The following is a 26324-nucleotide window of genomic DNA, read 5'->3' as shown; positions in this document are numbered from 1 at the left end:
AACGATGAGGAGAGATGTTCATGAATATCGCAATGACGGGCGGAACCGGTTTTCTCGGCCAGCATCTGACAGGCGTTCTTACCCGCCAGGGACACCATGTTTATATTTTATCAAGAAACGCAAGGGAAACTGAACAAAAAAATATGACATATGTCCAATGGCTGTCGGAAGGAGCCGCCCCGGAGCAGGAACTTCCTCATATTGATGTCTGGATAAATCTTGCGGGAAAATCGATTTTTGGCCGCTGGACAAATAAAACAAAGCAGCACATTCTCTCCAGCCGTATCAATGCAACGCGTGAAGTGCAGAGGCTTATTCAGAAACAGAAGGAGAAGCCGAAGACATTGATCCAAGCCAGTGCCGTGGGTATTTACGGCACAAGCCTTGAGAAAACTTTCACAGAGAATTCTGCAACATCAGATGAGGATTTTCTCAGCCATACTGCACACCTGTGGGAAAAGGAAGGACAGCATATTGAGGCGATGGGCATCCGGACGGTTTATGCAAGATTTGGCGTGATGCTTGGAGAAAAAGGCGCTCTCCCGCTTATGATTCTCCCCTATAAGTTTCTGGCCGGCGGAACGATCGGAACGGGAAGGCAGTGGCTGTCATGGATTCATGTCGAGGATGCGGCCCAGATGATCCGATATGCGGTGGAAAACGCCTGCATCTCAGGCCCAATGAATGTCACCGCGCCCAATCCTGCGGACATGAAGCAATTCGGAAAAGCGATTGCACGGGTGAAGCACCGCCCGCACTGGCTCCCCGTCCCGGAATTCTTTTTATCAAAAGCATTGGGTGAAATGAGTCTTTTGATTGTGAAAGGACAGCGCGCTCTTCCTAAAAAAGCGATAACCTCTGGATTTCGTTTTACATATTCGGATCTTGAATTTGCACTCTCACAGCTGATAGCAGACCGAAAGACTGTATAAAAACAGCAGGAAGGGTCAACCTTAAGAATAACATGGTTGAAGGAGGTCCTTTTTATGGAAAAAAAGAGGGAGAAGCATCAGCAAGGCGCCAACCTGAAAAAAATGCAGGAAGTTCTTTATTCAGGCGAATTTAAAAAAGCGGAAAAAGCTGCTAAGCGGAAGTAGGAATACATAGCCCCTTAAAACCAAATACTATATTTGTTTGATATCACTTTTTAGGGGGAATTTGATATGGGCAGAAATCATATCCACAAAAACCGTGATAAAAACAAACAAAAGCTTCCACAAGTTCCCGATGCATTAAAAAGGGAAACTGACGGCGTTTACGAAGAATATTCAACCGAGCTTGCTGATGCAGATGACCGCGAAGCGCAAGAGCGTGCGAAAGCAGCCGACAACAGAGCGAAAAAGAAATCTCGTTAATGAAAAACCCCTTGTCTCCGTTTGAGACAAGGGGTTTTTTACATTTCAGTGAACCGGTCGCGGATCGGTGTGCGTTTTTTCACTTCCGGCGCCTCGTCAGGATAACCTGTTTGTATGATGGCGGCGAAACGCTCATTATCCTGCAAACCAAAGGCCTGATGGACTTCTTTGTCATAAAGGATTTTTCCGCTTTTCCAAACCATGCCGATTCCTTTTTCCCAAGCAAGAAGCTGAAGATTTTGAATCAACGAGCTTGTTGCCGCAAAATCGTCGTCCCGCGCTCTTTCGTTTTCATCTTCCTGAAACACGACGAGGAGAAATCCCGGAACGCGCCCAAGTGTGTTTTTGAAATTTTGAAGCTTTTCCTCTGTCATATCCGGCTTGGATTTCTTAGAGAACGCTGCAAATGTATTGATGAGGTTCGCTTTACCTGTCTCACTGGAAACGTAAATAAATCTCCATGGCTCTGTCACTCTGTGATTTGGCGCATATTTTGCCGTTTCAAGCATGTCAAGAATGACTGCTGAAGGTACTGGCTCTTGTTTAAACTTTCGAATCGATCTTCTGCTGCGTATGATGTCCCGCAGTACTGAATGCTGATGTATTTGTTCGGTTTGAGGCATACCGTCTCACCTTCCTATGCAATTGAAAATGATTATCATTTCATAATGATAACGGAAAGTGCATCTTTTTGTAAACCATCATCCGTATTAGATTTTAAGAATACGGGTTTCTGAGTAAACGGCTGTTCCTGTCATGTTCACTTTCACATGGCCGCCGGCTTCGTTTATTTCGATCTCCACTTTTCCGTCTTTTCCAATTTCCTGCCCTTGTTCAATGATAAATTTATGCTGCTCGGCATTGCCATAATGTTTCATATAAGCCCCCATCACGCCGGATGCTGTGCCGGTCACGGGGTCTTCAATCGTTCCCGAATACGGGGATGAAAAGTGGCGTCCGTGCAGGTCGCTGTCGGGATGAACGGTTTCAAAGGTAAACGGATGGACTGAAGCTTTTGGCAGATCAATTAACACTTCCGGAAATTGTTTGTTATCTGGCACCATTTTTTTGGAAGCCTCCAATGATTTAAGCGGAACGATGGCTGTCCATATGCCAGTGCTGCCAAACACAATCGGAAGGTCTTCATGAAAATCCTCTTCGGTGATACCCAGTGCGTCCGCAAGTTTTTTCCGATCGCCTGTAAATGGTTTGAATTGCGGAGAGGCCTGTTCAAGCGAGATATGAATACGGCCATCTTTTTCAGAAATCTTCACAGGCAGGATACCCGCTTTCGTTTGGATGCTGTACGTTTTACCGCTCTCCAGCATTCCTTTCTCCCATAATGCGTAAAGAGACGCAACTATCGCATGACCGCACAAATTCATTTCGTGTCCAGGTGTAAAGTAACGGAGTTCAAGATCGGCCGACTCGCTTTTTCGGATAAAGGAGGTTTCTGAATACCCGGCACGCTCAGCTATGATCTGCATCTCAACTTCCGTATAATCGTCTCCCTGCAAAACGACGCCTGCGGGGTTTCCTTTGCCGGGACTGCTTGTAAATGCTTCATATTTTAATACCTCTGCTTCTTTCATTCATCTGCCGCCCTTTCTTTATCAATGTCTCTGTCAGTATAGCAAAAATAATTACGAATCTTCAGTCATTATCAAAAAACCCATTTTCTTTTTTAAGAAAATGGGTGTAACGATCAAGAATTTCTTGTTTTATAGAGCAAATAAATAAAATAAGGGGCGCCGATAGCCGCTGTAAAGACGCCGGCCGGCACTTCCACCGGAGCAAATAAGGTTCTGCCGACGATATCAGCTGTTAAAACGAGCAGAGCTCCAATAAGTGCCGACGCTGGGAGCAGCGCGCCATAAGATGAGCCGACAAGCCGTCTTGCAATATGGGGCGCCATCAGCCCGACAAAACCGATTGTGCCGGCAACTGAAACTGCACAACCAGTAAGAGCCGTACTCAAAAGTAGCAAGAAAAAACGATTTCGCTGCACAGCGCTTCCTGCACCCGCCGCAATATCTTCACCCAGCACCTGTATATTCATATTTTTTAGCGCGACAAAACAAATGAATAAGAGAATGACAGATAAGATAATAGCTATTTTTACATGCTGCCAGTTTGACCCATAAACTGACCCAGTGATATATACATTGGCTTGTGATGCCCGGTAAATCGGGCCTTTGATCATCAACAGGGTAGTCATCGCCTGCGCCGACATTGAAAATCCGATTCCGATAAGCACCAGCCGAAATGTGGAGGCGCCATTTTTGTATGCCAGTAAATAGACGATGAGCCCGACAGCCGATGCGCCGATAAATGCGGCTGCTGGAAGCCATGACAGACTGATCGTAAGTGAACTGCTGCGGTCTGAGAAGAACATCATTAAAAGCACGACCGCTACCGCCGCTCCTCCTGTTATTCCGATAATATCCGGAGATGCGAGAGGGTTTCTGACGAGCCCCTGCAATATCGCGCCTGCCGCTGCCAAGCAGACACCGGCGCATAAAGCCGTCAAAATTCTTGGCATGCGGAACGACATGATCATCAGTTCATCCAGCTTGGAACCTGCACCAAAGAATGTTTTTGCTACATCCCAGGGAGGAATAAACCTTTGTCCGAGACCTGCGCTTATGATGAGTACAGCAGCTGTTAACCCCAGTAAAATTAAAAAGACGATCCATGCTTTCTTTTCAGCCGCAGTAACGCCAAAACGAAGTTTCATAGCTTCGCCCCCCTTCTTGCGATGTACACAAACACAGGCATTCCGATGATGGCGGTCATGACCCCGACAGGAACCTCCTGAGGCATAATGATATATCGCGCACCGATATCCGCGCAAACAAGCAAAATGGCACCCAAAACAGCGGAAAATGGCAGAACCCAGCGATAATCATTACCAACGACAAAGCGGGCAAAATGCGGGATAATGATGCCGATAAAAGAAATCGGCCCGGCAATGGCGACAGCGGACCCTGCAAGCATGACAACACAAAGCGCCATCACAAATTTCAGCAGGCCTGTTTTTTGGCCGAGTCCTTTTGCCACATCTTCTCCCATAACGAGGAGATTAATTTTTTGGCCGAGAAAGAAGCAGATCACAAGCGCTGCCGCTGCATATGGAAACATCGTCATCAACAGATCCAGACTCCGGCCCTGCACAGAGCCAGTCAGCCAAAAAAGCACCTGGGCAAGCTCGAGTTCGTTGACAGACAGCAAGCCCTGTGTCAGAGAAGAAAACATGGCTGCCATGGCAGCTCCCGCCAGCGTCAGTTTGATTGGCGTCAGCCCTTCCCTCCCAAGCGAGCCTGCTGCATAGACGATCGCGGCGGTAAATGCTGCCCCCAGAAACGAGCTCCATACTAATGCCTGAGGTGACTGAATATGCAGAAAAAACGATCCGGCAACAATAAAAAAACCTGCACCGGCGTTAATCCCGAAAATCCCCGGTGACGCAAGCGGATTTTTTGTGAGCGCCTGCATGAGAGCGCCCGCGGCTGCCAGCGAGGCGCCGACGACTGTCGCAACCAAAGCGCGCGGAAGCCTGACATCCTTGATGATGACATGCTCATTTGTTCCGTTGAAGGAAGTAAACGCCTGATAGACCTGTCTCCATGACGTACCTGTATAGCCGTACACGACGCTTGCGCAGACAGCCGTCAGTAAAATGAAAATCAGACATACTAACACAATCCATTTTGAAGATGCCTTTTTGCAGATCATGATCTAATTCTCCTAGTTATTTACTATGTAATGTTTGTTTTTGAGAATAATCCTCAATTAGGGATTGACACTCTTAACACTGCTTATTATGATCTAAATGATAATGAATTTCAATATTGGGAGGAAAAAGATGAAAAAGCATATCAGCATGCTATTCGTATTTTTAATGGCCGTTATAGTACTTTCTGCCTGTAATAGTTCAGAAAGTTCAAGTAACAGCGAGGGGTCAAGCAGCAAAACAAGAACGGTCAAACATGCAATGGGGACATCAGACAACATTCCCGCCAATCCAAAACGGATTGTTGTTTTAACTAATGAAGGAACAGAGGCGCTCTTAGCGCTTGGCATTAAGCCGGTCGGAGCCGTAAAGTCATGGAAGGGCGACCCGTGGTATGACTATCTGAAAGATGACATGAAAGGCGTTAAAAACGTCGGTCTTGAAACGGAACCGAATGTAGAAGCCATCGCAGAATTAAAGCCTGATTTGATTATTGGAAACAAAGTGCGCCAGGAAAAAATTTATGATCAGTTAAATGCGATTGCGCCGACTGTTTTCGCTGAATCTTTGGCCGGGAACTGGAAGGATAACCTGACTCTATACGCCAACGCGGTGAATAAGGCGGACAAAGGCAAGGAAGTCATTGCCGATTTTGATAAACGCGTTTCTGATTTAAAAAACAAGCTGGGCGACCAGACAAACAAAACCGTTTCTGTCGTACGCTTTTTATCCGGTGAGTCAAGAATCTATTATACCGATTCATTCCCTGGGATTATTTTAGACCAGCTTGGCTTCAAACGCCCTGAAAAACAAGTAGAACTGTTCAAGAAACAAAAGGACCAATTTACGTTCTCAACCGACAGTAAAGAATCTATTCCTGATATGGATGCTGATGTGCTGTTTTATTTCACTTATAAAGCCGATAATGCAAAGGAAAATGAAAAATGGGCCAATCAGTGGACAAGCAGTTCACTATGGAAAAACCTAAAGGCCGTGAAATCAGGTAATGCACATGAAGTCGATGACGTCGTGTGGACAACCGCAGGCGGAATTAAAGCCGCAAACTACCTGCTTGATGATATTGAAACCTATTTTTTAAAAACGAAATAAAAAAAAGACTCCGTCTTATTAGACGGAGTCTTTTTTGCTTTTGCCAATTAGACGTGTAACGAGGAACATGGTGACAGAAAGAGATCTGTTTTTCCGATACGCCAAGTATTTCCCTCGCCACTCCGGTTTGTATTTTTCTTTAAAGGCTCTTAGGCCGCTGAAACTGTACATGTATCTGACATTATTAAAAATGACAGCGGCAAACCTTTCGGACCAGAAGGATGTAAAGGCAGTGCCGACATTGGCCAAGGGTGCCATCCCCATATTAAATGACGTGCAGCCCTCTTCCTTTGCCCATAAAAACATACGGATAAACAATGCGTCCATAATGCCATTTGGAGCGTCGCCGCGATAGCGCATCAGATCAACTGATATCTCTCCTTCCTGGTACATCGGCATGACATTTGCGAATGCAACGATCTCTCCTTCTGCATTTTTCATATAGGCGATCGGCGCTTTCTGTAAATAGGAAGGATCAAAAAATCCGAGCGAGAATCCCTTCTCTTTTTTCGAACCGAGCCATTCGTCTGAGATTTGCTTCAGCTCCTCCAAAAACGCATCAGAAAATGGGGGATGATCCACATGGAAAGTATACTCCTCCCGCTCAAAGCGGTTATTGATTGCCCGAAGGCCGGCTTTTTTCTTCCCAGTCAAGGTAAATGTATTTAAATCTACATATGCTTCCTCGCCCAATTTAAAGAAGTTGTAGCCAAAATCGTGATACAGCGCCATGTCCTCTCGTTCAATTTGATAGAACAAAACACTGAATCCCTTCTGATGCGCTTCATTCAGAAATTCTTCCAGCACGAGCGGGAATGATTCTCTTTGGCCAGATGGATCGCCGAGCACGACCAGCCTTCTGGCGATTTTCCCAAATAGAAGCAGTGCATTCCCATCACTAGAAAAATAAAACCGCTTATCTCCAAGAAAACCAAGATGGCTCAGCGCGTTGCCGCCTTTTTCATTGAGAAACGCAGCAAGACGCTCAGGGTCAGCTTTCTCTCCGATCGGTTTCGTTCTCTTATGATAGACCACTGTAAATATCAAGAAGAACAGTGGCACAATGATGATCGCCATGATGGTTGCATGTGTAATATGCGAGGTGCTGTGGACGAAATATTCGTGACGCAGCACCTTCTTCATCCGGTCCCAAATAAAGCCCGCGATCAGATTGTAGTTAAAGAGCGCCACAATAAACAGCGCCACAGCGAATATCAATTGTCCCAGTGTATAGGATGCCTGTTCGCGGACAAATTGTTTTTTCAATAGCACAAGCAATACGATAATCATCGGCAGTACGAATATCGCGCTGATGTTAAGCCCTTTTAAAAAGCTGAACACAAAGCCGCCGACAAGCGCTGTAATGGCCATCGTATAGGAACGTTTTGTCCGTTTATAAAGCTCGATCGGCAAAATTAGCAGAATGAGCGCTGAGCTTAAGGACAGGCCGTTGAACAGCAAAAGCGCCGGGCGCGGAATGTGCGGTATAACCGTCAGCCTGTCAATCGGCAAGGAAACTGAGGCCAAGACAATCAGGCCTGCTACGAACACAATAAGGGAAAGCGAGCCTTGCAAAATTCTCACTAATACCGCACGCTGAACAACAAGCAGAACGTTTGTCGTCTCAATTGCCGGTGCGATGCGCGGGTTCGTTTCGAGCCGCTTCATTGTATTTTCCGTCAGGTCGCCTGCGGCAAAGAACAGTCCCAAGATAAATGGGATAAATGAATAGGCGAGCCTGTACAGCACAATAGAAGTAACGATGGCCTCCTGATGATAGCCAAGCTGCTCCATCCCCAGCAAAAATAAAAGGTCAAACGAGCCGAAGCCGCCCGGCACGAGGCTGATCATTCCTCCGATCGCCGCAATGACGAACACCCCGAACACATACCTGATATCTGCATGAATGCCCATAGCGAACAAAGCAAAATAGATGACGATCCCGGCCATGAGCCATTCAACAACTGAAGCTCCAATATATGCGAAAATCGGATTTTTCACTTTGTCCGCATTCTCTTCGTCCCCAGCTTTGCGGTCTTTTATTTTGGACACCGCTAAAGATAACGGCAATATCAGTGCAAAACCGATAACGACCGCCCACAGCCAAGGCTTCTCATGAATCACTTCATCAACTGGCAGCACTCTCGCAGCAACGAAAATGCTGAAAACAGATAATCCGAGTAGCATAGATGATGTGAGCCAGGCGATTCCTTTCACGAGTGCCTTATGGTCTTTCGTATGCTCCTTATAGAACATCATTCTTAACCCGACGCCGGCTAAACCGCCGAAGCCCAGCACATTATTAAATGAATTGGCGATCCAGGAAACCCTGAATACTTTTCCGTTTGTGATCGATAGGCGCAGTGAGTATTTCAGGACGTAATCATACAGCGACATGGCCGCAACAGCCAGCAAGCCGATCAACACAAGCATGAATAAGTCCGTTCGTTCCAGTCCGTTGATGACCATGAGCGTACGTTTGAATGACAGATTTGTCAGTTCTTTTTTCGATTGATAAATAACAAATAGCAAAACAGCAATAGGAAAAACGATTTTTAATATTGATATAGCATTCTTTTTAATCAGCAATGGTCTCTCCAATCATATTCTAGTTCGATCCTCTCCCCCAATAATCTCCAACTCATTATACACTACCGTTATTTTTCGGACAAAGTCCCGCATGCGGTTTCTGCTCACTTTCTTTCAGGTATGAAAATCGAGTAATATGGTAAGAGGAGTGAATGATGAGGAAGTGATGAAATGGAATATAATTTACACGATACAACAGTATTAAACGAAAACATTCTTTCATCGGAAGAACGGGAAATATGGGTGCTCTATATGAAAGTCTTAACTTCCGCCGGGCTCGGTGATGTGTCCGAGTGGATGAAGCTGGATATGAGCATGCCGCAAATGAAGGTGCTGATGCTATTAAACAACCATGGAACATTGAAAGTGAGCGACATTGCTGAAAAAATGGGGGCTTCCCTGTCCAATACAACTGGGCTGCTTGACCGGCTTGAAAAATCAGGATTTGTCAAACGCTCACATTCTGAAGAGGACCGCCGCTCTGTGGTTGTTCAGTTGACAGAGAATGCGAAAAAGATTTTTCGGGGTTTGTATGAAAAAGGCCACCTGAAATTGAAGCGTTCATTAGAGCTGCTGTCCCCTGAAGAAAAGCAGGCTGTTTCCGAAGGGCTGTCTATCCTTTCAAGAGCATTAGAAAAAGCGAAAAAAGAATAAATCTGTAAGTCTGTCATCCGCAAACTGCGGGAGCAGGCTTTTTTTATTTGACATTTAGTTCATTTAAAATGAATAATATACTTCGAGTGAATAAAAAAGGGGTTGATGAATATGTCTGAAGCATTAACAGAGCAGAAAGGCCAAAAGTGGGCGATCAGCCTGTTTACGATTGGTGTATTTATGGCTGCGCTAGATAACGGAATTATTTCAGCTGCCTTAACAACGATAAACGAGTCGTTTTCCGTTTCTCCTTCCTGGGGATCATGGGGCATTACCCTTTATACGCTTGGTCTTAGCGTCAGTGTGCCAATCGTCGGAAAGCTTTCCGACCGCTACGGCAGAAAAAAACTCTTTCTCATTGAGGTTTGCCTGTTCGGACTTGGTTCTTTGCTTGTTGCTTTGAGCCAAAGCTTCCCGCTCTTTCTGATATCGCGGCTGATTCAGGCGCTTGGAGGCGGCGGGATTTTCATCATCGGCAGCTCTCACATTCTCGCGACCCTTCCAAAAGAAAAACAGGGGAAGGCGCTTGGGCTGCTTGGCGCAATGAACGGGATGGCCGCTGTGCTCGGGCCAAATATCGGAAGCTTTCTCCTTGATTGGACCGGGTCTTGGCATTGGCTATTTTTGATTAATTTGCCGATTGCCGTGCTATTGGTTGTTTTCGGCGCATATTTTATCGCGGAAACAAAAGCACCTGAAGCTAAGCGCCTCGACGCGGCCGGAATCTTCCTTCTATCCCTGTCGATTTTAGCCGTGATGTACGGCATGACGAACCTTGACGGGGCAAATCTCTTACACAGCTTGGGGAATCCGGAGGTTTATGGATGTATGATTTTTGGCATACTTTGTTTTGCAGCGCTTATCTCGTATGAAAAGAGAGTTGAAATGCGAGGAGGCGATCCCATTTTGGCGTATTCTCTGCTGCGAAACCATATGTTTCAGCGCACGCTTATCATCGGTTTGTTATCCGGGGGGCTCTTGGCGGCAGTCATTTTTATCCCGTCATATGTCGAACAGTATTTGGGTGTCCCTGCCGCAAAAGCAGGCTATTGGATGACACCGCTTGCGTTGGCTTCCGGAATCGGCGCTTGGCTTGGCGGAGCGCTTACCGACAAAAAAGGTCCTGTAAAAACCGTTATTCTTTCGGGAATCATCTCATGTGCGGGGTTTGCTTTATTTCCGCTCTGGGTGACGGAAAAATGGGAGTTTGTGATCGCAAGTGTGGCAGCTGGGATCGGTTTTGGCTTCCTGTTAGGCGCTCCGCTGAACGTCCTTGTATCAGAAGCGGCAAAAACAAATAAGGGTACAGCTCTTGGCACGCTTTCATTAGTAAGGCAAATTGGACTGACCTTGGCGCCTACTCTTTATGCAGGTTTTATCACAGCCGGGTTTGACCAAATAGGTGATGAGATCAGCAGCCGCTTATCGGACAGCGGATATTCAGAAAAGGCGATGCAGATGATTCCGGAGATCGACAGTTCTGATGTTTCTTCTTTACAAGAACAAATCGAACGCATTCCCGTTCCTGAAGTCAAAACCGCGATAAGCGACGCCATTCATGCGAGTGTCGCCAGCGGCTATGATCATTTATATGCAGCGGCTGCTGTGATCTCACTTCTGGTGATTGCGGCTATCAGTATTCCGGTGTTCCGCCGGCAAAAGCGTTAAGTCCACCCCATCCGTCTGGAAAGCTCCGTAATATGAGCGATATGATGATGTGAGTGCCAGACATACAGGCCGAGCGCGTTCTCCAGATTAATGATTTCCTTTGTATCAGGGTGATAAAATCCGCGCTTAAATTGCTGATCCGTCAGAGTGCGGAGCAGAGCCGTCCATCTTCCGTGAAGCTCCTGCAAAAGCGCGAGTGAGCCGCTCGGATCTGCCGTTTTCGAGTCTTTTAGCTCCGACCATGCTTTTTCATCATACGGACGGATAGCCGGTGTCTCTTCCGTCAAGCTCAATTTAAAACGAATATAGCTGTTCATATGACTGTCAGCCAGATGATGAATAACTTGCCGAACGGTCCATCCACCGTCCCGGTACGGTGTGTCAAGCTGGCTTTCCGTCATGCCTTCAACGGCTTTCTTCAGTTTGGCCGGCACTTTTTCAAGCGCTTGAATCCATTCATCTTTTTGCTCCTTCGATATGAATTCTCTCGGCTTGTATTCTCCTATTGGGTAGCTTAGGTTGTCTGTTGTCATGCATGTTCCCCCTTCTTTTCACTCTTCTCCTTTATTTTACAAGAAAAAGATTGTGTATTGTGTCTTTTTCCCATACAATAAAAACGACACAAGTGTCATTTTAATGATCAGGAGGATGAATCATGGAAAAACCGTTGTTTCGCAATCAAAAAGGACTGATGACACTGTTAGCCTCGCAAACCATTTCTTCACTTGGAGACTGGCTTCACATTTTGGCCGTGCTAACATTAGCCGCTTTTCAGCTTCATGCTTCTCCATTAGATATGTCGCTTTTAATGATGTCGTTTGCTTTGCCTGTCATTGTACTCGGACCTGTATCGGGTCTGCTTGCCGACCGTTTTGACAGAAAAACGATCATGTTTCTGTCTGAAATCGGACGTGCCCTCACCGTTATCAGCTGCGTTTATGTCAGTGAGCTTTGGCAGCTTTACGTATTGCTATGCCTTCAGAGCTGTTTTTCTTCACTTTTTTCACCTGCTAAAAACGGAAAGCTTAAGGAATTGGCTCCGGAAGCACACATTCAGCAGGCTGTTTCCGCCAGCAGCATCATTGATAACAGTGCAAAAATCTTCGGCCCTGCCCTTGGCGGCATGCTGATCGCTGCTGTCTCTATACATTCTGTTTTCTATATTAACGCCGGCGCCTTTCTTCTTTCCGCTGTCATTTTGTTTTTCCTCCCCAAAGATGCTTTTTTACAAAAAGCCAATACACCTCAAGAAAAAACATCAGCACTTGCTTCTATTAAAGAAGGCCTTCAGTATTTGAAACGGATGCCGCTTCTTTTAATAGGCTTACTCACCTCACAGCTTGCGTCGTTCTCTTTGTTTTGCAGATTGGTGATTCCCAGGCTATCATTCTTATCCGTTCTTTTTCAGGCGCTCCGCCTGAGCTTGCAGGCTGGTGCATGGCCGTCAGCGGAGCCGGCATGCTCCTTACGGCGGCAATTGCCGGCAGACGGCGAATCACCTCTTATTTTCTTTATTTCTCAGCTGGGACCTTTCTGCTTGGACTAGCAACTGGAGGTGTGCCATTTCTGAGCGGAATGGGAATTGCCGGCATTGCTCTTTTTATTTTCGCTTTTTTCATCATGGGAGCGGCTTTTGGTCTGGTCCATATTCCATTTCAAATTCTCGTGCAAACAACAGTGCCGGTTGATTACAGCGGCAGGGTGTTTGGCGCCATTCAGAGCGCGACAACCCTCGCCTCCATCCTCGGCATGGCGGGCGGAGGCATGCTGGCGGAATGGATCGGTGTTTCACTTGCTTTTCTTGTCTGTGGCTGCTTGCTGATCTTGATTGGGTTGATTACACTTGTAGGTAAGAAAGTTTCAGAAAGCAGGCGATATCTTGTCACCAAAAGTAACAAAGGAGCACAAGGATAAACGACAGGCAAAGATTTTAGAGGCTGCCAAAACGGTTTTTAAACGTAAAGGATTCGAATTAACGACGATGAAGGACGTTGTAGAAGAGTCAGGTTTCAGCCGGGGCGGTGTCTATCTTTATTTTTCAAGCACTGAGGAGATGTTTCGCCGCATTATTGAAACAGGGCTGGATGAAGGACTCCGAAAGCTTGATAAATCAGCTGAACACCAAAGTGTTTGGTCCGCCATTTCAATCTATTTGGATGAACTGACTGAGGGCCTGCGTGATGTAGCAGATACGCTGGCGCCGGTGCAATTTGAATATTTAGTGACAGCTTGGCGGAATGAGGAACGTAGGCAGTATTTGGAGAAAAGGTATGATCTTTTTGTGGAAAGATTTTCAAAGCTATTGCAAAAAGGGATCGATCAGGGAGAGTTTCAGCCGCTTCAGCCTCTTGCGACTATCGCCAAGTTTTTCCTCAATATGAATGACGGCATCATTCAAAACGCCCTGTATTTCGATGAAGAAAAAGCTGATGTATCTGGACTTGCTGAGTCTGCAAAACTATATTTAAAAACAGTTCTGCAAGCGGATGAGAAGTAAAGAAACGCGGCAGGAGCCCTCCTGCCGCTTGCTTTTCATCCTGCGTGATCACGCACTTCGACTGTTACCTTCTTCTGTTTCGGCTGATAAATTTTCCCCACAAATAAATACCCATATTTGAACTTATTCAGTGCCCATGAGGTCAGAATCGGGCCGGCTGTGCACACGGCAAACAACAGGAGAACAGCCGGTACGGCAGGAATTTCGGGCATATTCAAAAGCAACACGTAGCCTATAATCATAAAATAAGCATGAAGCAGATAAATCGAAAAGGAATAGTTGCTGATAAACATCATGATTTTCGGCACATGCTTCATTTTGGAGAACAAGTGAAAACACAGAAAAATCATGCTTGTTGAATACAGCATGATATCAGGCCGCTTCGAGCTGATCATGCCGATTTCACCCACATAAGAAACAGTGACAACCAGCGCCCCAGAAGCAATTGCGGCGCCGTACACCACCCAGCGGTATTGGTTCAGCAACGCTAAAAAACGCTTGTATTCTTTTCCGCAATAGTAGGCTAGACAAAAGTAGAAAAGCCAGCCTGCGAACGGAACCCAGAAGAACGGAAATGCCCCTCCCTCTTCAGAAGCAGGAGCCGGGCTGGCTGCGGAGAAATAGCCTAAATAAGCGGCTGTCACCACAAATGAGATAGACAGCACCCATTTCGGCGATGCTTTTTTCAAATACTCATGAAACATCATATGCAGAATGTAAAATTGAAAGATGACGAGAATGAAGTATCCGATAAAGTTTCCTAAGAATACGTTCGCCAGATATTTTTGCACAAACGCGAGAAAGGTTACCCCTCCCCCCACCGCACTGGTCATCAGCAGCGCATCGATGGCCGCGATAAATAAAAAAGGAACAAAAATCACTTTTCCCCGCTTCTTTAAAAAACCGTCAGGCACCCCATCAGGATAAGAACGGGCCAGTAAAAATTCAGAGATGAAAATAAAAGCGGGCGTGCTGAACATCAGGAGTGTGCGGAAAGAATCAACAGTGTGAGAAATATCTGCAAGAGCTTCTGCCTGAAGCATCAGGACCATTGAAATGATATGGAGCAAGACGACACTTAAGCACGAAATGCAGCGGATCATAAAAATTTCTTTAATTTGCATAACAGCGCTCCTTTTATTTCAAATTGATAGAAATCGATGGTTGTACCTTAACATGTCTGTTCTATTTGAAAAAGTGCCTGATGTCATAAATTGACGTATGCATGATAGACTAAGGTCATAAACCCCTCTGGCTTTTTGATGTATCTTTCTCAGACGAGATTGCTAGAAAAATGCAAAAAACCTGCCGTAACATAGACTGCAGGTTTTTTATGAAGATATTAATTTGTATTGAGGCCTCCGCCATTCAGCCCTTCTTTGATATAGCCGTTCACTTGGCTATTAGAGAGCAAGCCAATATGACCGATGCCATAAAGCTGGATGTTTCGCGCTCCTTGTAACCGAGACAAGCTATTGATGACAATTTGATCATTGAGACTGTAAATAGATGTATAGAGGATCTTTTGATTAGGATCTGTACCCGGCAGCGCGGTTGATGATACTAAACCATTAGCCCCTCCAAGCGTTACGACATTTTGAATCTTATTGCCCCCGCCTAAATATTTAATATAGTACAGCGTATTGGCGCCTCCCATACTATGAGCCACAATATCTACTTTTTTGGCCCCCGTCTCTTTTAAAACACGGTCAACATATGAAGCAAGCTGCGGGCCGTTATTTAGGTTGTTTCCTGTTTTATCATAAAAATCAATTGCGTACAGTTTGTTGCTTTGCCAGCCTTGAGAAATTAAGTAGTTTTTAATAGCGAAAAAGTTGTATGATGCCCCGCTTATTCCATGAACAAGAACGACAGGATTATGTACTGATTCAGCTTTTGCACTTGACGGCGGAGCGGCTAAAACAGATAGAATCAGCGATAAACAAATAATGAATGACATAAGTACTTTTTTCACGTTTATTCCCCCTTAAAATGTTGATACCACCAATTTCCTATTATACATAAAAAATCAATATAGTTAATATTTTTTCTGAAAATTAAATTTAAATCTCTTTTATATCATTGACGGAGATAAATCGAATACCTTCTGACAAAAATTTTATTTTCATTTCCAAAGAGCCCGGTTGTGTTCCCTTTCTCCCTTTTCTATAATAAGGGGAATAGGCAGTTAGGATCACAGATGAGCACGGTCTCATCTTTTTTGTGAAACAGCCATAGACATGGAGGATCGCATGAGAGTATTAAAATACGCCATATTAGGGCTTTTGCGAAAAGGCGAATTGAGCGGATATGATATTACGAGTTATTTTAAAGAGGAGCTCGGCCAATTTTGGAGCGCCAAGCACAGCCAGATTTACCCTGAGCTCAAAAAGCTGACGGATGAAGGGTTTATCACGTTCCGGACAACGATTCAGGGCACAAGGCTGGAGAAAAAGATGTACACCCTGACAGACTGCGGAAAGCAGGAGCTGCATGACTGGCTGATCCGCCACCAGCCGATACCCGAGACGGTAAAAGATGAATTTATGCTGAAGGCTTATTTCATTTCTTGTCTATCGCGCCAGGAGGCTTCTGATTTGTTCAAAGACCAGCTGCAAAAACGCCAGGCCAAGCTTTCTGACTTACAGGGAAGCTATGAAAAGCTTATGGCTTCAGCAGAGCCGATGTCATTTTCTTCACCGGACTTCGGCCACTATCTTGTGCTGACGAAAGCGCTGGAGCGGGAGAAAAATTACGTTTCTTGGCTGGAATCAATTTTAGCTATGATCGATAAGGAATAACCGCAGTTCAGGCTGCACCCATACGAATGTACCCACATGCAAAAAAACATCTGCCTAAACGGCAGATGTTTTTTAGGCTCGGAGCGCCTTAAGCCCCGCTGCGAAAGTGATTGCTGCAAAAACAAGCAAGCTGCCGCAGATTCCGAGAATATCTGTGACGCGGGCGCCGTTAGCGATAATCTCCGTCAGCCCGCTCATCGCCCACTTTTGCGGAAGAAATTCAGCGATGGATTGCATCAATTTCGGTTCAATGTCGATCGGCCAATACATCCCGCTCACCATACATGTTGCGATGACGAACAAGTTACCGAATGCAAGCTGCTGTTCCGGCGTTCTGACATTGGCCGCTATCATCAATCCAATGCCGACAACGGTCAATAGAAAAAGTGACACTAATACAATAACCGCAGCCGGATTCCCCCAGTTGATGCCAAACAGCCAATGGGTGGAAAGAAGCAATATGCCAAATTGAATCCAGCCAATGACAAAGAAGGAAAGCACATACCCAGCACCGATTTCAGCTCGGCTGACAGAGGCTGTAAGCAATCTGGACCAGACGCCGTTTTTTCTTGCTTCTAAAATGGTTCCAGCCGCTCCCATCATGGTCAGCATGACAAACAGGATGGAAAAACCTGCTGCTCTGGAGGCTGTGTCACTTGCTTCCGCACCCTCTTTTTTATCACTGAGCGTCTGCCGTTTTACAGCCGGAACTGTATCTTCATGTTTTTTGGCGAAAACCGTTTTATACGCCGCCTTCCAGTTCTCTCCCGCTGTCTGAGATGCCGTTTTTGCCGCGGTCACCTGAATATTGAGCGTTGCCAATGTGCTTTCTGCATATTGTTTGACCATCGGCGCTTCCGACAGCTCAGGGCCGTGACGGAAAATCAGCTCAGGGTTTTTGCTTTTTTCCAGCTGTGTCTGGAACGAGCGGGAAATGACGATGATCCCGGCAATTTTCTTTTGTTTCAGCTTTTCTGACGCTTTGCTTTCAGACATGTTTTCGAATACATACATATCATCGTGTGCCTTCAGCTGCCGAATATAATGCTGTGAGAGAATCGTATCGTCCTGATCAACGATTGCAAGCCGCACCTTATCATCATTGCCGCTGAGCATACTCCCAAATACAAAGGTAAGCAAAAGCGGGGCAGCAAACATGATCAAATAGTTCTGTGGCTTCTTAAAAATGAGAGAAAGCTCAATGCCGCAAATGGCTATGATTTTTTTCACCCTAGTGTACCTCCTTATCTTGTATGAAGCCGTCTGATACCAATTACAAGTGAACAAAAGCCGATCGCCGCAAAAAGAAGCACAGGCTTTTGAAGGTCAGCCCAGCCTCCCCCTTCCATTAAAGAAAGAAAGCCGTCAAGCGCCCAGCGATTTGGCACCGCTTTGGATACAGACTGCAAGACGTCCGGAAATTGGTACAGCGGCAGCATGGACCCGCCGAGAACCGCTAGCAATTGAATGCCGAAGCCGCCTATCGCATCTGCAGTTTTCATTTCGCTGATGCACGACGCAAGCAGCATTGAAATACCAGATACAGCTGCGGCGTAAGAAAGCCCGAGTACACTCACGAACAGCAGATTACCGCCCCAGTCCACACCAAATACATTGATTGTGACGATCAGAAATATGAAAAATTGTATGATGGCAAACAGATACGTCCCAAGCCATTTTCCGAAGAGAATGACGGATTTTTGCGCAGGCGTCATCATCATTCTGGCAAGCGTCTCCGTATCCTTTTCCTGTAAAAATGATTTCGCCCCGACTGTGATATGAAACAGCATAAACATGCAAAGCATTGCCGCCGAATAGTATTGAAAACTGGTAACGGCTTTGCTGCCCACAGATTTTTCCGCAATAGTAAGCTTGTCACCTGTTTCTTTTTCTAGCGTCTTTGCCAGCTTTTCTGCAAACTGTGCAGGGTCAAGTTTTCCTTGCTTTACAGCTTCCGTTTTACTGATGTAGTCCATTGAGCCTGACGCGGCTTCCTTTACCGCTTTATATTGCTCTATAAATGAGCTTGCAGCTGTTTCAATGATGGAACTTTTCAATGTTTGATCAGGAGCGGCATTAACAACAGCTGAGGTTTTGCCGGCTTCCCAATTTTTTAGGATGACGATGCCTACATCGATTTTCTTTTCATCAATCAGCTTTTTCATCTTGTCTTCGCTGCTGGCTTTTGTGACCTTTATCGACTTCATTTTTTTGAGAACATCTTTTGTAAACATGTTTGCTGCATCTGACTGGTCTGATGGAATGTAGCCGACTTTGATGTCATCAATCCGGCTGCCTCCGTCAACAACTGATCCGAGCGCCGCGCCTAAAATACAGGTTAGGATCAGCGGCATTAGGATAAGCATCATAAACCCTTTTCTGTCCGTGATTCTGATTTTGACATCTTTCCATGCGATCCATATGCTTTTTTTCATGGCCGTCCCTCCTAATCCCGCAACGTGCGGCCGGTCAGATTCAAAAACAGGCGCTCCAGATTCGGTTCCTGCACCTGAAGAGACAGCAGGTTTATATGATGAGCAGCGGCTTCAGCAAGAAGACTTGTGACGACTTTCTCATGATGGGCCGGAGAAATGTCAATTTTGAGCTCTGACTCCTGGACTGTTACATCATTCACATGAGCCAGGGAACGGATCGCCAAAAGAAAGGCTTCATCGATTCCGCTGACCGTGAGCTGAATGATGGTATCGCCTCCAAGGCGGCTGCACAAATCAGTTTTTGTGCCAATCGCAATCATTTCCCCCTGATCAATAATTCCGATCCGATCGCATAAAAACTCAACCTCTTCCATGTAATGACTCGTATAGATCACCGTCATACCCGTTTCGTTGAGCTGTTTGACCGTTTCTAAAATGTGATTTCTCGATTGAGGGTCAATACCGACAGTCGGTTCATCCATAATCAGCAGCTCGGGCTTATGCATTAAAGCCGCACCGATGTTGATTCTTCGTTTCATCCCCCCGGAGAACGTTTCAATCTTATCTTTAGCCCGCTCAGCCAGACCGACATATTCAAGGACCTCAGCTGATCTTTTTTTGGCCTCACCCTGCGTAAGTCCGTACATTTTCCCCCAAAACATAAGATTCTCATGAGCCGTCAGCGTCGGATATAATGCAATTTCCTGCGGAACAATGCCGATTTTTTGTTTCGCTTTGGCCGTTTCTTTTCCGATGACATAGCCGCCCACCGTGATGTTCCCGCTGTCATGCGGCACAAGGCCGGAAATCATCGAGATGGTTGTGGACTTCCCCGCACCGTTTGGCCCGAGCAGACCGAACGACTCCCCCTTTTTGAGGGAAAAAGAAATGCCTTTCACGATTGTTTTTTTTCCGTATGCCTTTTTGATGTTTTCTGCTTGCAGCACGTCGTCTCACTCCTTTTTTTGATCCATTGCCATTGTAGAAGAAAGAAAGGCGTGCGGCATGTAGCGGCAGATAGAACATAGGGCATGAAAAAAAGGCCTGTAAAAGGCCTTTTCAGAGAAGCGTATATGCAAAACGTCATATGTCAAAAGACAGATACACCATATCTGACCGAGTAAATGGCTGCTTGGGTTCTGTCCCTGACAGCCAGCTTGCTGATGATATTTGAAACATGATTTTTGACTGTGCCTTCTGTAATGTAAAGCTTTTCGGCAATTTCTTTGTTATTCAGCCCGTACCCCAGCTCAGCCAGAACTTCGAATTCGCGCTCGGTCAAGTCGAGCAGCTCCTTAGGTTTTTCTATCTCATTTATTCCTTTCAGCTGTTTTTCACGTTTCCATTCGTTCAGCATTTGGGCAGTCAATTCCGGAGGAAGCACCATTCCGCCAGAATGAACAGTCATCACCGCTTTTACAATCGTATCTGCCGACATATCCTTCAATAGGTACCCGCTTGCTCCTTCTTCAAGCGCTTCAGCAATCAGCTCTGAGTCCTTGAAGGTTGTCAGCATCAAAACCTTTACGCCGGGCAAAGAGCTTGTAATCAATTTTGTTCCTTCGACACCATTGGAGACCGGCATGCGGATGTCCATTAACACGATATCCGGCTCCAGCTCTTTCGCCTTTTCGAAGGCTTCCTGTCCGTTTCGCGCCGTTGCGATCACATCGAGCTCTTCTCGGAGCTGAAGCAAGGATGCCAGCCCTTCTCTGACGATATCCTGATCGTCGGTAATGATGATCTTAATCATGATAAACTCTCCTTTTGCTGCACGGGTCTGAAGCTCCATTTTTTATTGGCAAGTGAAAATTCGGCGATTACAGTAAATCCTTGATCCCGTTCGCTTTCAAAGCGGATCATACCGCCATGTTCCGCTGCCCGCTTTTTCATATTCAAGAGACCAAATCCAAGTGCTGCCTCGGGATTGCCTTTTCCGTCATCCTTAATGACAAGGCTGATGCTGTCCGTTGTGCAGGCAAGCTGTATCGAACAACCTGCGGCGCCGCCGTGCCGTTTGGCATTGGTCAGTGCTTCCTGCACCGTTCTGATCAGGGTCGGATGGAGAGACAGCGGGATAATTGCAGGATCACCGCTGACCGCAAATTCTGTTGTGACTCCTGCATTTTTGCAAAAGTCCTCTGTCAGCTGTTTCAGCGATTCGATTAGCGAAGGATCGTTTTCAGTTTGCAGAGTGCGTACTGATAAGCGGACATCATCAAGCGCTTCACGGGCAAGTGTTTCACAGACACCTACTGTCTCATCCGCTTTTTGGCTGTCTCTTTTTTGCCATTCACGCAAAAGCTGCAGCTGGACGAGAAGGGCCGTCATTTTATGCCCCACTGTATCATGGATTTCCCTTGCCATTCTGTTCCGCTCGTAAATGGCGGTCAGCTCTTCAACCTGCTTCGCATATAAATGTAGCTCCTGATGTGCGGAAGACAGCGCCAAGTGGGATTCTGTCAGTTCCCGGTACTGCTGTTTTGCCGTTTCCTGCGCATCCGTCAGCTTGCGGATTAATTTGCCCACGACACCGCAGAAGACAACGAATGTCATGCTAGTTAAATGATCAATGACAAATTCATTGCCGAACATCGCATATGTACGGATGAGGACCGTCAAAAATAAAATAGAGGAAAGACATAAGACAGACCATGCTGTTCTTTTAGGAAACCCCCGCAGAAAAAAGGCGACCGCAACCGGACAAAGCATAATAATGAACAAACCTGTGCCGGGAAAGATAAATCCGAACGAAAAGCCGATTGCAATATCAATCAGGCAGAACCAGATGGCATTTGTCTCTTTTGTCAGCAAAACATGATTGGCTGCATACATGGCAGCACCTGCTGCTATAAATACATATCCAAACCAGTTATCCTCTTTCACAATGGACAGATACATTAAACAGCTCACCATCAAGGTGAACATTCTCGTAAAAAAAAGAGCCTTCACGCTCATCACTCCCGTTACCCAATTCCCTTCTTATCATACCTGCCTCAGGGCATTTTTGACAGGAGTTTCTGGAAAATAAAAACCGCATATGAACTTTATGTCATATGCGGCGCATCCCCTCATTTATTTAAATTCAACCCAAACTGACCCTTGGTTTGCCGAGCGCACGCAGTTCTCAATCCAGCGAATGCCCTCAATCCCTGCATCAATGTCAGGATAAACCAAGTTATTCAAGATTTCTTCCTCTTCACGGTTTTTGGCGTCTATCGCAATGGCAAATTTAAGATAAATATTGGCCCATGCTTCAGACAGCCCTTCGCTGTGTAAGGCGCCTAGTCGTTCATCGGCGCTGCAAACATCATCTAAATACGGCATGCCGCGAACGAGTGTCTGGCTCGGCTCTCCCTGCACTTCATACGTCAGTTCATTTGGCATGCTGTCCCACCACTCAATGCTTGCCTTTGAGCCGACAATCCGGATTCTATGGCCATCCATACATCCGGCATTGATTGACGATGTCCACATTGTTCCAACCGCTCCATTTTCATAATGCATCAGCACATGGGCATTATCCTCCAGCGGTGCGCGGCTGCCGACGAAGCTCTGTCGATCACACAGTAGCTCTTTAATTTTCATCTTAGGCAGAATAAGCTGTGACATATAATACGTGTGGGTAGATAAATCGCCTAGTACAAAACTTGGCCCGGCGATCGCAGGGTCGACACGCCATTTCTGTGCAGCGCTTATGTTCTCGCCCTCATCTGCTGAACAAAAACCGTGTGTGTACTGCAAGTCAACCACGCGAATATCGCCGATCATTCCTTGTTCAATCATCGCACGCATTTGAAGAAGCATTTGATTGCCTGAAAAACCATACGTCACGCCGACAATTTTCCCTTTTTTCTCTGCGAGCGCTTTGATTTCATAGCCCTCTTCTGAAGTGAGGAACAGCGGTTTTTCACAAATCACATGCAGATCTGCTTCAAGCGCCGCCTTACAGATCTCATAATGAGTGCCGTTCGGAGTGGCAATCGATACAACCTCTATGCCATCCTGTCTTTTCGCTTCCTCCGCAAACATTGTTTGATAGTCGGGATAACAGCGTTCCGCATCCACTCCAAGGTTCATCCCGAAGTCTTTTCCTCTTTCGGCATCGATATCAAAAGCGCCGGCAGTTAATTGAAAAGCAGTATTGTCTCTTAGCGCTCCAGTACGATGTTTATACCCAACCTGGCTAAGCCGTCCTCCGCCTACCATTGCCCAGCGCAGCGGCTTGGAGATGATTCTTTCTCCATTTAGCATCATGAAAACCTCCTATTGGCTGATGGTTTGTTTTAATGCTTCTACAGAAGTGCGGATGCCCGCTTCAGGTGACATCGTCAGATCCTCCATTTCTAAAGAAACCTCATCATCATATCCCATCATTTTTACAACTGAAAAAAATTCCTTCCACCACTGTAAATCCTGTCCGCAGCCGACTGCTACGTAATTCCATGCCCGGTTCGCAGGATCTGTCACTTCTTTTGTTTCTAAAAACCCATTTACCGCAGCTAAATATCTTTCAATTCTGACATCTTTTCCATGAACATGGTGAATGGCTTCGCCGAGATCCCTTGCTGCGATGATCGGGTCTGCACCCATCCATAATAAGTGGCTCGGATCAAGATTCAAACCGACCATCGGGCCGACCGCTTTTCTGAGTCGAAAGAGTGTCTCAGGATTATAGACTAATTGAGAGCTGAAGTTCTCAAGCGCGATTTTTTCAACTCCGCAGGCTTCCGCTTTTTTGACAAGTTCCTTCCAATACGGAATCGCAACGTCTTCCCATTGATAGTTGAGGATATCTTTTAAAACGGGAGGCCAGCTCACTGTGTATGTGATCCAGTTCGGCACTTTGTCGTCCGGGCCGCCGGCTGGCAGGCCGCTCATCATGATCACTTTTTTGACACCTAATAATCCAGCCAGCTCCATCGTTTTGTCCGTTACTTCTCTGTGCAATTTGCCCAGTTCGCCTGGATCTAAAGGATTCCCCGAGCAGTTTAAAGCGCAAAGTGTCATATTCCGCTTTTCCAGCGCTGCTGAAAACTCTTCTCTTTTGTGGCTGCTTTGCAGCAGTTCATCAAGATTCAAGTGAGGCGCAGGCGACCAGCCCCCGGTTGTCATTTCAAGTGTATCGATCCCAAGCTTTGCGGCAAAATCGAGCATGTCTTCAAAAGGCAAATGCCCTAGGCTGTCTGTTACATAAGATAGTTTCATTGATAGATTCCTCCTCATATCTGCAGATTACGATAAGTGAGTCGATTGAGTCGGCATGTCCTGATCAGCTTGGCGGCCATACTGGCGGAATGAATGCTCAAGCTGTTCAAGTGACCGCCCTTTTGTTTCAGGCACATATTTTAAAAGATTTTCAAGAGCTGTAGATCAGGCGCAGTCTATTCATTGGGATAGGAATCCGCGATCGTACAGCAAATTACCGATGTCAATTCGATCATGTACATGGGACAGAAATGTTAAGAAAAGACGGCTTTCAAACAGAAACCGCTTTCTTAAAAAATTATAAGACAACGAGATTTCTTGCGTCTTTATCATATGGAGACATTATTTTGTCATTTCAGGACATCTTATTCGTGCGGCTTGGCCTGTTCAATTTTTTGAAAAGGTTTATTGATTTGAAATGTGGTCATTTTTGAGTCTTTATAAAGGGAACGGAAAAGTCCTGGAGAGCTGCCGATTTTGGCAGAAAATACGCGTGTAAAATAATGTACAGAGAATCCTATTTCTTCCGCTATTTCCTTTATCGATAGATTCGTTGACTTCAGCAGGGCGGCGGCTTTATTGATTTTTTCATTTTGGACAAACTCAGAGTAGCTGACACCCAGTTCTGCTGCAAATAAACGTGATAAGTGCCTGCCTGAGATATGAAAATGGCCGGCAACATCCGTCAGCTTTAAAGACTGTGACAGATTGTCTTTAATGTGCAGTTTGACCTCCGTCAGCAAAGCAGATGAGCTTTGAATGAACTGCTTGTTTTTCGGGCGGCGGGCGGACGGGAGAAAGGTTTGGATTAATGACAGGATCAATGCGTGCGACAATTGGGATAGGATCTCTTTGTCAAAAGCATTGACTGGCTGAGATGCTTGCAGCATTAACGTTTTCCAAAGAATGCCCGGAGGTTCGCCATCTTTTATTTGCACTGTGACAAGGGGGCTTTGTTTCACTTCTTCCATCACGTTGATCCATTCAGCGCTTGATTGATCCTCGCTCAGCTCAAAAGCGACATAAAAAATGAACAGTCCTGTTTCACTTTTGATTTGGTGCAAATGATCCGGCTTTGACAAAAAAATCGTCTGTTCCCGAAGCGGATATGTACGATCGCCTTCAAGGTAATATCCTTCACCTCTTACCACGTAACAAATTTCATAAAAGGAATGCTTATGAAGCAGTGTGTTATAGTGGTTCGTCATTGCTCCCCAATAATGGACGTAAAATGAAACATCCTTTTGCTCTAAGCGATGCACATACTGATTTAAAGCGATTTTGCCTGTGACAAGGTGGTCGAGTTCCATGTAAACGCCTCCTAACAAGTTGGTGGTTCTCTCATCATAACAAGGCGGACAAAAATAAAAAATCCCCCTGCCGTTTTTTCGGCAAGGGGATTGCAGTTAAATCACAAATGTAATATAGGCGCCGGAAACAGGGTCTTTCACACGAAAGCTGTTTTCCGACTCTTCAATCGAATACCCGGCATGTTTGACTCGGTTTGCCACTAAGTCCAGCTCCTCTTGGTGAGGCAGGACAACAGTGTAATAGTCTAGTCCGCTGGCATTTGTCGGTTTAGGCGGCGCATTTCTTCCCGCCCAAATGTTTAAGCCGATATGATGGTGGTACCCCCCGGCTGAAACGAAGAGGGCGGACATGCCCGCATAGTTTCCGACAATGTCAAAACCCAGTACATCTGTATAAAACGCCTTTGCTTCTTTCAAATCACTGACATGCAGATGAATGTGTCCGATGATTGTATCGTTCGGAAGCGATGTTTTCCGCTCATCTCCTGCCTCTTCCAGAAGGCCCTCAATGTCAACAGCGGTTGTCGTCATGACGTAGTTTCCTTCCAGATCACGCTGCCACGTGCTGCGGGGGCGGTCAGCGTACATTTCAATGCCGTTTCCGTCAGGATCAGACAGGTAGAGCGCTTCGCTGACAGCATGGTCTCCATGTCCGATAGCAATGCCGTGTTCAATCAGGCGGGCGAGCGCGATCCCAAGTTCTTTCCTGTCCGGAAGAAGAATCGCAAAGTGATAAAGGCCTGTCACAGACCGTTCAGGCAAGACGACAGCGCTCGGATTTTCTTCAAGAATAAGCAGGACGCGTTTCCCGTCAGCCGTTAATTCAGCTTGGCGATCCGTCTTTTTTAAGACTTGAAAACCGATAACGTTACAGTAGAACTGAAGCGAACGCTTCAGACTGCGAATTGTGAGTTTGGCATAGCCAATGTGTGTATCCTCATGAATGCTGGTCATGCTGCATGCC

The 26324-nt window shown here is 46.0% G+C and carries 27 protein-coding genes and 1 pseudogene; 10 read left to right on the top strand and 18 right to left on the bottom strand.

What is annotated here, in order from left to right:
- The first annotated feature begins 20 nt into the window (after positions 1 to 20).
- The 3 genes from NYE49_RS04605 to NYE49_RS04595 all read left to right on the top strand — a co-directional run bounded on the left by NYE49_RS04605 (position 21) and on the right by NYE49_RS04595 (position 1355).
- Positions 21 to 932 (top strand): TIGR01777 family oxidoreductase, encoded by a 912-nt coding sequence (locus NYE49_RS04605; protein WP_342410964.1) that lies wholly within the window; start codon positions 21 to 23, stop codon positions 930 to 932.
- Between the two features lie 54 nt (positions 933 to 986).
- Positions 987 to 1097 (top strand): YfhE family protein, encoded by a 111-nt coding sequence (locus tag NYE49_RS04600; RefSeq protein WP_003223230.1) that lies wholly within the window; start codon positions 987 to 989, stop codon positions 1095 to 1097.
- Between the two features lie 66 nt (positions 1098 to 1163).
- Positions 1164 to 1355, top strand: coding sequence for a YfhD family protein (locus NYE49_RS04595; RefSeq protein WP_003233561.1), 192 nt, complete (start codon positions 1164 to 1166; stop codon positions 1353 to 1355).
- Between the two features lie 38 nt (positions 1356 to 1393).
- On the opposite strand, the gene NYE49_RS04590 is transcribed toward NYE49_RS04595, so the two are convergent.
- The 4 genes from NYE49_RS04590 to NYE49_RS04575 all read right to left on the bottom strand — a co-directional run bounded on the left by NYE49_RS04590 (position 1394) and on the right by NYE49_RS04575 (position 5090).
- Positions 1394 to 1978 carry a nitroreductase gene (locus tag NYE49_RS04590; RefSeq protein ID WP_003243940.1) on the bottom strand — a complete coding sequence of 195 codons (585 nt, stop codon included), beginning with the start codon at positions 1976 to 1978 and terminating at the stop codon, positions 1394 to 1396.
- Between the two features lie 87 nt (positions 1979 to 2065).
- Positions 2066 to 2947 (bottom strand): PhzF family phenazine biosynthesis isomerase, encoded by an 882-nt coding sequence (locus NYE49_RS04585; RefSeq protein WP_342410963.1) that lies wholly within the window; start codon positions 2945 to 2947, stop codon positions 2066 to 2068.
- Positions 2948 to 3060: 113 nt separating this feature from the next.
- Complete coding sequence (locus tag NYE49_RS04580) at positions 3061 to 4092, bottom strand: iron ABC transporter permease (RefSeq protein ID WP_003233568.1); 1032 nt, start codon at positions 4090 to 4092, stop codon at positions 3061 to 3063.
- Positions 4089 to 5090: an iron ABC transporter permease gene (locus NYE49_RS04575; protein ID WP_003242478.1), complete on the bottom strand. Its 1002-nt coding sequence runs from the start codon at positions 5088 to 5090 to the stop codon at positions 4089 to 4091. Before NYE49_RS04575 ends, NYE49_RS04580 begins: the two co-directional genes overlap by 4 nt.
- A 130-nt stretch (positions 5091 to 5220) precedes the next feature.
- On the opposite strand from NYE49_RS04575, the gene NYE49_RS04570 reads away from it, so the two are divergent.
- A complete protein-coding gene (locus tag NYE49_RS04570; protein ID WP_042975711.1) occupies positions 5221 to 6198 on the top strand; it encodes an iron-siderophore ABC transporter substrate-binding protein in 978 nt (325 codons plus the stop codon).
- A gap of 18 nt (positions 6199 to 6216) precedes the next feature.
- On the opposite strand, the gene mprF is transcribed toward NYE49_RS04570, so the two are convergent.
- Entirely contained in the window at positions 6217 to 8787 is a 2571-nt protein-coding gene (mprF, locus tag NYE49_RS04565) for a bifunctional lysylphosphatidylglycerol flippase/synthetase MprF (protein ID WP_342410962.1), read from the bottom strand.
- A gap of 171 nt (positions 8788 to 8958) precedes the next feature.
- Here mprF and NYE49_RS04560 point away from each other — a divergent pair, with 171 nt between their 5' ends.
- Positions 8959 to 9441 carry a MarR family transcriptional regulator gene (locus NYE49_RS04560; RefSeq protein ID WP_003233577.1) on the top strand — a complete coding sequence of 161 codons (483 nt, stop codon included), beginning with the start codon at positions 8959 to 8961 and terminating at the stop codon, positions 9439 to 9441.
- Positions 9442 to 9552: 111 nt separating this feature from the next.
- Positions 9553 to 11109 carry an MFS transporter gene (locus NYE49_RS04555; RefSeq protein WP_342410961.1) on the top strand — a complete coding sequence of 519 codons (1557 nt, stop codon included), beginning with the start codon at positions 9553 to 9555 and terminating at the stop codon, positions 11107 to 11109.
- On the opposite strand, the gene bstA is transcribed toward NYE49_RS04555, so the two are convergent.
- The gene (gene bstA, locus NYE49_RS04550; RefSeq protein WP_174616567.1) at positions 11106 to 11642 is read right to left on the bottom strand and encodes a bacillithiol transferase BstA; all 537 of its coding nucleotides are present in this window, start codon (positions 11640 to 11642) and stop codon (positions 11106 to 11108) included. The genes NYE49_RS04555 and bstA overlap by 4 nt on opposite strands.
- A gap of 122 nt (positions 11643 to 11764) precedes the next feature.
- Here bstA and NYE49_RS04545 point away from each other — a divergent pair, with 122 nt between their 5' ends.
- Genes NYE49_RS04545 through NYE49_RS04535 form a run of 3 tightly spaced genes read left to right on the top strand, consistent with a single transcriptional unit; the run spans position 11765 to position 13606 of the window.
- A complete protein-coding gene (locus NYE49_RS04545) occupies positions 11765 to 12655 on the top strand; it encodes an MFS transporter (protein WP_342410960.1) in 891 nt (296 codons plus the stop codon).
- Positions 12547 to 13023: an MFS transporter gene (locus NYE49_RS04540; RefSeq protein WP_342410959.1), complete on the top strand. Its 477-nt coding sequence runs from the start codon at positions 12547 to 12549 to the stop codon at positions 13021 to 13023. Before NYE49_RS04545 ends, NYE49_RS04540 begins: the two co-directional genes overlap by 109 nt.
- Positions 12989 to 13606 carry a TetR/AcrR family transcriptional regulator gene (locus tag NYE49_RS04535; RefSeq protein WP_042978133.1) on the top strand — a complete coding sequence of 206 codons (618 nt, stop codon included), beginning with the start codon at positions 12989 to 12991 and terminating at the stop codon, positions 13604 to 13606. Before NYE49_RS04540 ends, NYE49_RS04535 begins: the two co-directional genes overlap by 35 nt.
- A gap of 35 nt (positions 13607 to 13641) precedes the next feature.
- Here NYE49_RS04535 and NYE49_RS04530 read toward each other — a convergent pair whose 3' ends face one another.
- Both NYE49_RS04530 and estB read right to left on the bottom strand, forming a co-directional pair.
- Complete coding sequence (locus tag NYE49_RS04530) at positions 13642 to 14730, bottom strand: acyltransferase family protein (protein ID WP_342410958.1); 1089 nt, start codon at positions 14728 to 14730, stop codon at positions 13642 to 13644.
- Between the two features lie 218 nt (positions 14731 to 14948).
- On the bottom strand, positions 14949 to 15581 hold the full coding sequence (estB, locus tag NYE49_RS04525; protein ID WP_251188104.1) for an esterase EstB: 633 nt from the start codon (positions 15579 to 15581) through the stop codon (positions 14949 to 14951).
- A 277-nt stretch (positions 15582 to 15858) separates the two neighbouring features.
- Here estB and padR point away from each other — a divergent pair, with 277 nt between their 5' ends.
- Positions 15859 to 16407, top strand: a complete 549-nt coding sequence (gene padR / locus NYE49_RS04520) for a transcriptional regulator PadR (protein WP_217020696.1) — start codon at positions 15859 to 15861, stop codon at positions 16405 to 16407.
- A 72-nt stretch (positions 16408 to 16479) separates the two neighbouring features.
- Here the strand turns inward: padR and lnrN are convergent, their stop codons facing one another.
- The 10 genes and pseudogenes from lnrN to catE all read right to left on the bottom strand — a co-directional run bounded on the left by lnrN (position 16480) and on the right by catE (position 26314).
- Positions 16480 to 17637, bottom strand: a complete 1158-nt coding sequence (lnrN, locus tag NYE49_RS04515; protein ID WP_217020695.1) for a linearmycin resistance permease LnrN — start codon at positions 17635 to 17637, stop codon at positions 16480 to 16482.
- A gap of 14 nt (positions 17638 to 17651) precedes the next feature.
- Entirely contained in the window at positions 17652 to 18842 is a 1191-nt protein-coding gene (lnrM, locus tag NYE49_RS04510; protein WP_342410957.1) for a linearmycin resistance permease LnrM, read from the bottom strand.
- Positions 18843 to 18853: 11 nt separating this feature from the next.
- On the bottom strand, positions 18854 to 19789 hold the full coding sequence (gene lnrL, locus NYE49_RS04505; RefSeq protein WP_342410956.1) for a linearmycin resistance ATP-binding protein LnrL: 936 nt from the start codon (positions 19787 to 19789) through the stop codon (positions 18854 to 18856).
- 143 nt (positions 19790 to 19932) lie between these two features.
- Positions 19933 to 20595, bottom strand: coding sequence for a two-component system response regulator LnrK (gene lnrK, locus NYE49_RS04500; RefSeq protein WP_015383129.1), 663 nt, complete (start codon positions 20593 to 20595; stop codon positions 19933 to 19935).
- A complete protein-coding gene (gene lnrJ, locus NYE49_RS04495; RefSeq protein ID WP_080344173.1) occupies positions 20592 to 21794 on the bottom strand; it encodes a two-component system sensor histidine kinase LnrJ in 1203 nt (400 codons plus the stop codon). The genes lnrK and lnrJ overlap by 4 nt, the downstream gene beginning before the upstream one ends.
- Before the next feature lie 123 nt (positions 21795 to 21917).
- Positions 21918 to 23099 carry a Gfo/Idh/MocA family oxidoreductase gene (locus NYE49_RS04490; protein ID WP_080344172.1) on the bottom strand — a complete coding sequence of 394 codons (1182 nt, stop codon included), beginning with the start codon at positions 23097 to 23099 and terminating at the stop codon, positions 21918 to 21920.
- Between the two features lie 9 nt (positions 23100 to 23108).
- Entirely contained in the window at positions 23109 to 24050 is a 942-nt protein-coding gene (locus NYE49_RS04485) for a sugar phosphate isomerase/epimerase (protein WP_047182301.1), read from the bottom strand.
- 27 nt (positions 24051 to 24077) lie between these two features.
- A pseudogene (locus NYE49_RS04480) lies at positions 24078 to 24209 on the bottom strand (hypothetical protein); the annotation flags it as partial.
- A 206-nt stretch (positions 24210 to 24415) separates the two neighbouring features.
- A complete protein-coding gene (locus NYE49_RS04475; protein ID WP_047182300.1) occupies positions 24416 to 25360 on the bottom strand; it encodes an AraC family transcriptional regulator in 945 nt (314 codons plus the stop codon).
- Between the two features lie 96 nt (positions 25361 to 25456).
- Entirely contained in the window at positions 25457 to 26314 is an 858-nt protein-coding gene (gene catE, locus NYE49_RS04470; RefSeq protein WP_047182299.1) for a catechol 2,3-dioxygenase, read from the bottom strand.
- Positions 26315 to 26324: the final 10 nt, after the last annotated feature.

Origin of the sequence: Bacillus sp. FSL L8-0358 (genome assembly GCF_038593095.1) — a bacterium.
Classification (GTDB): Bacteria; Bacillota; Bacilli; order Bacillales; family Bacillaceae; genus Bacillus; species Bacillus subtilis.
This window is presented reverse-complemented; position numbering and strand designations above follow the sequence as displayed.

Bases quoted from the DNA above. Each gene is read 5' to 3' on its own strand.
- NYE49_RS04605 (WP_342410964.1), top strand. From the start codon at position 21: ATGAATATCGCAATGACGGGCGGAACCGGTTTTCTCGGCCAGCATCTG.
- NYE49_RS04600 (WP_003223230.1), top strand. From the start codon at position 987: ATGGAAAAAAAGAGGGAGAAGCATCAGCAAGGCGCCAACCTGAAAAAA.
- NYE49_RS04595 (WP_003233561.1), top strand. From the start codon at position 1,164: ATGGGCAGAAATCATATCCACAAAAACCGTGATAAAAACAAACAAAAG.
- NYE49_RS04590 (WP_003243940.1), bottom strand. From the start codon at position 1,978: ATGCCTCAAACCGAACAAATACATCAGCATTCAGTACTGCGGGACATC.
- NYE49_RS04585 (WP_342410963.1), bottom strand. From the start codon at position 2,947: ATGAAAGAAGCAGAGGTATTAAAATATGAAGCATTTACAAGCAGTCCC.
- NYE49_RS04580 (WP_003233568.1), bottom strand. From the start codon at position 4,092: ATGAAACTTCGTTTTGGCGTTACTGCGGCTGAAAAGAAAGCATGGATC.
- NYE49_RS04575 (WP_003242478.1), bottom strand. From the start codon at position 5,090: ATGATCTGCAAAAAGGCATCTTCAAAATGGATTGTGTTAGTATGTCTG.
- NYE49_RS04570 (WP_042975711.1), top strand. From the start codon at position 5,221: ATGAAAAAGCATATCAGCATGCTATTCGTATTTTTAATGGCCGTTATA.
- NYE49_RS04560 (WP_003233577.1), top strand. From the start codon at position 8,959: ATGGAATATAATTTACACGATACAACAGTATTAAACGAAAACATTCTT.
- NYE49_RS04555 (WP_342410961.1), top strand. From the start codon at position 9,553: ATGTCTGAAGCATTAACAGAGCAGAAAGGCCAAAAGTGGGCGATCAGC.
- bstA (WP_174616567.1), bottom strand. From the start codon at position 11,642: ATGACAACAGACAACCTAAGCTACCCAATAGGAGAATACAAGCCGAGA.
- NYE49_RS04545 (WP_342410960.1), top strand. From the start codon at position 11,765: ATGGAAAAACCGTTGTTTCGCAATCAAAAAGGACTGATGACACTGTTA.
- NYE49_RS04540 (WP_342410959.1), top strand. From the start codon at position 12,547: ATGGCCGTCAGCGGAGCCGGCATGCTCCTTACGGCGGCAATTGCCGGC.
- NYE49_RS04530 (WP_342410958.1), bottom strand. From the start codon at position 14,730: ATGCAAATTAAAGAAATTTTTATGATCCGCTGCATTTCGTGCTTAAGT.
- padR (WP_217020696.1), top strand. From the start codon at position 15,859: ATGAGAGTATTAAAATACGCCATATTAGGGCTTTTGCGAAAAGGCGAA.
- lnrM (WP_342410957.1), bottom strand. From the start codon at position 18,842: ATGAAAAAAAGCATATGGATCGCATGGAAAGATGTCAAAATCAGAATC.
- lnrK (WP_015383129.1), bottom strand. From the start codon at position 20,595: ATGATTAAGATCATCATTACCGACGATCAGGATATCGTCAGAGAAGGG.
- NYE49_RS04490 (WP_080344172.1), bottom strand. From the start codon at position 23,099: ATGATGCTAAATGGAGAAAGAATCATCTCCAAGCCGCTGCGCTGGGCA.
- NYE49_RS04485 (WP_047182301.1), bottom strand. From the start codon at position 24,050: ATGAAACTATCTTATGTAACAGACAGCCTAGGGCATTTGCCTTTTGAA.
- NYE49_RS04475 (WP_047182300.1), bottom strand. From the start codon at position 25,360: ATGGAACTCGACCACCTTGTCACAGGCAAAATCGCTTTAAATCAGTAT.
- catE (WP_047182299.1), bottom strand. From the start codon at position 26,314: ATGACCAGCATTCATGAGGATACACACATTGGCTATGCCAAACTCACA.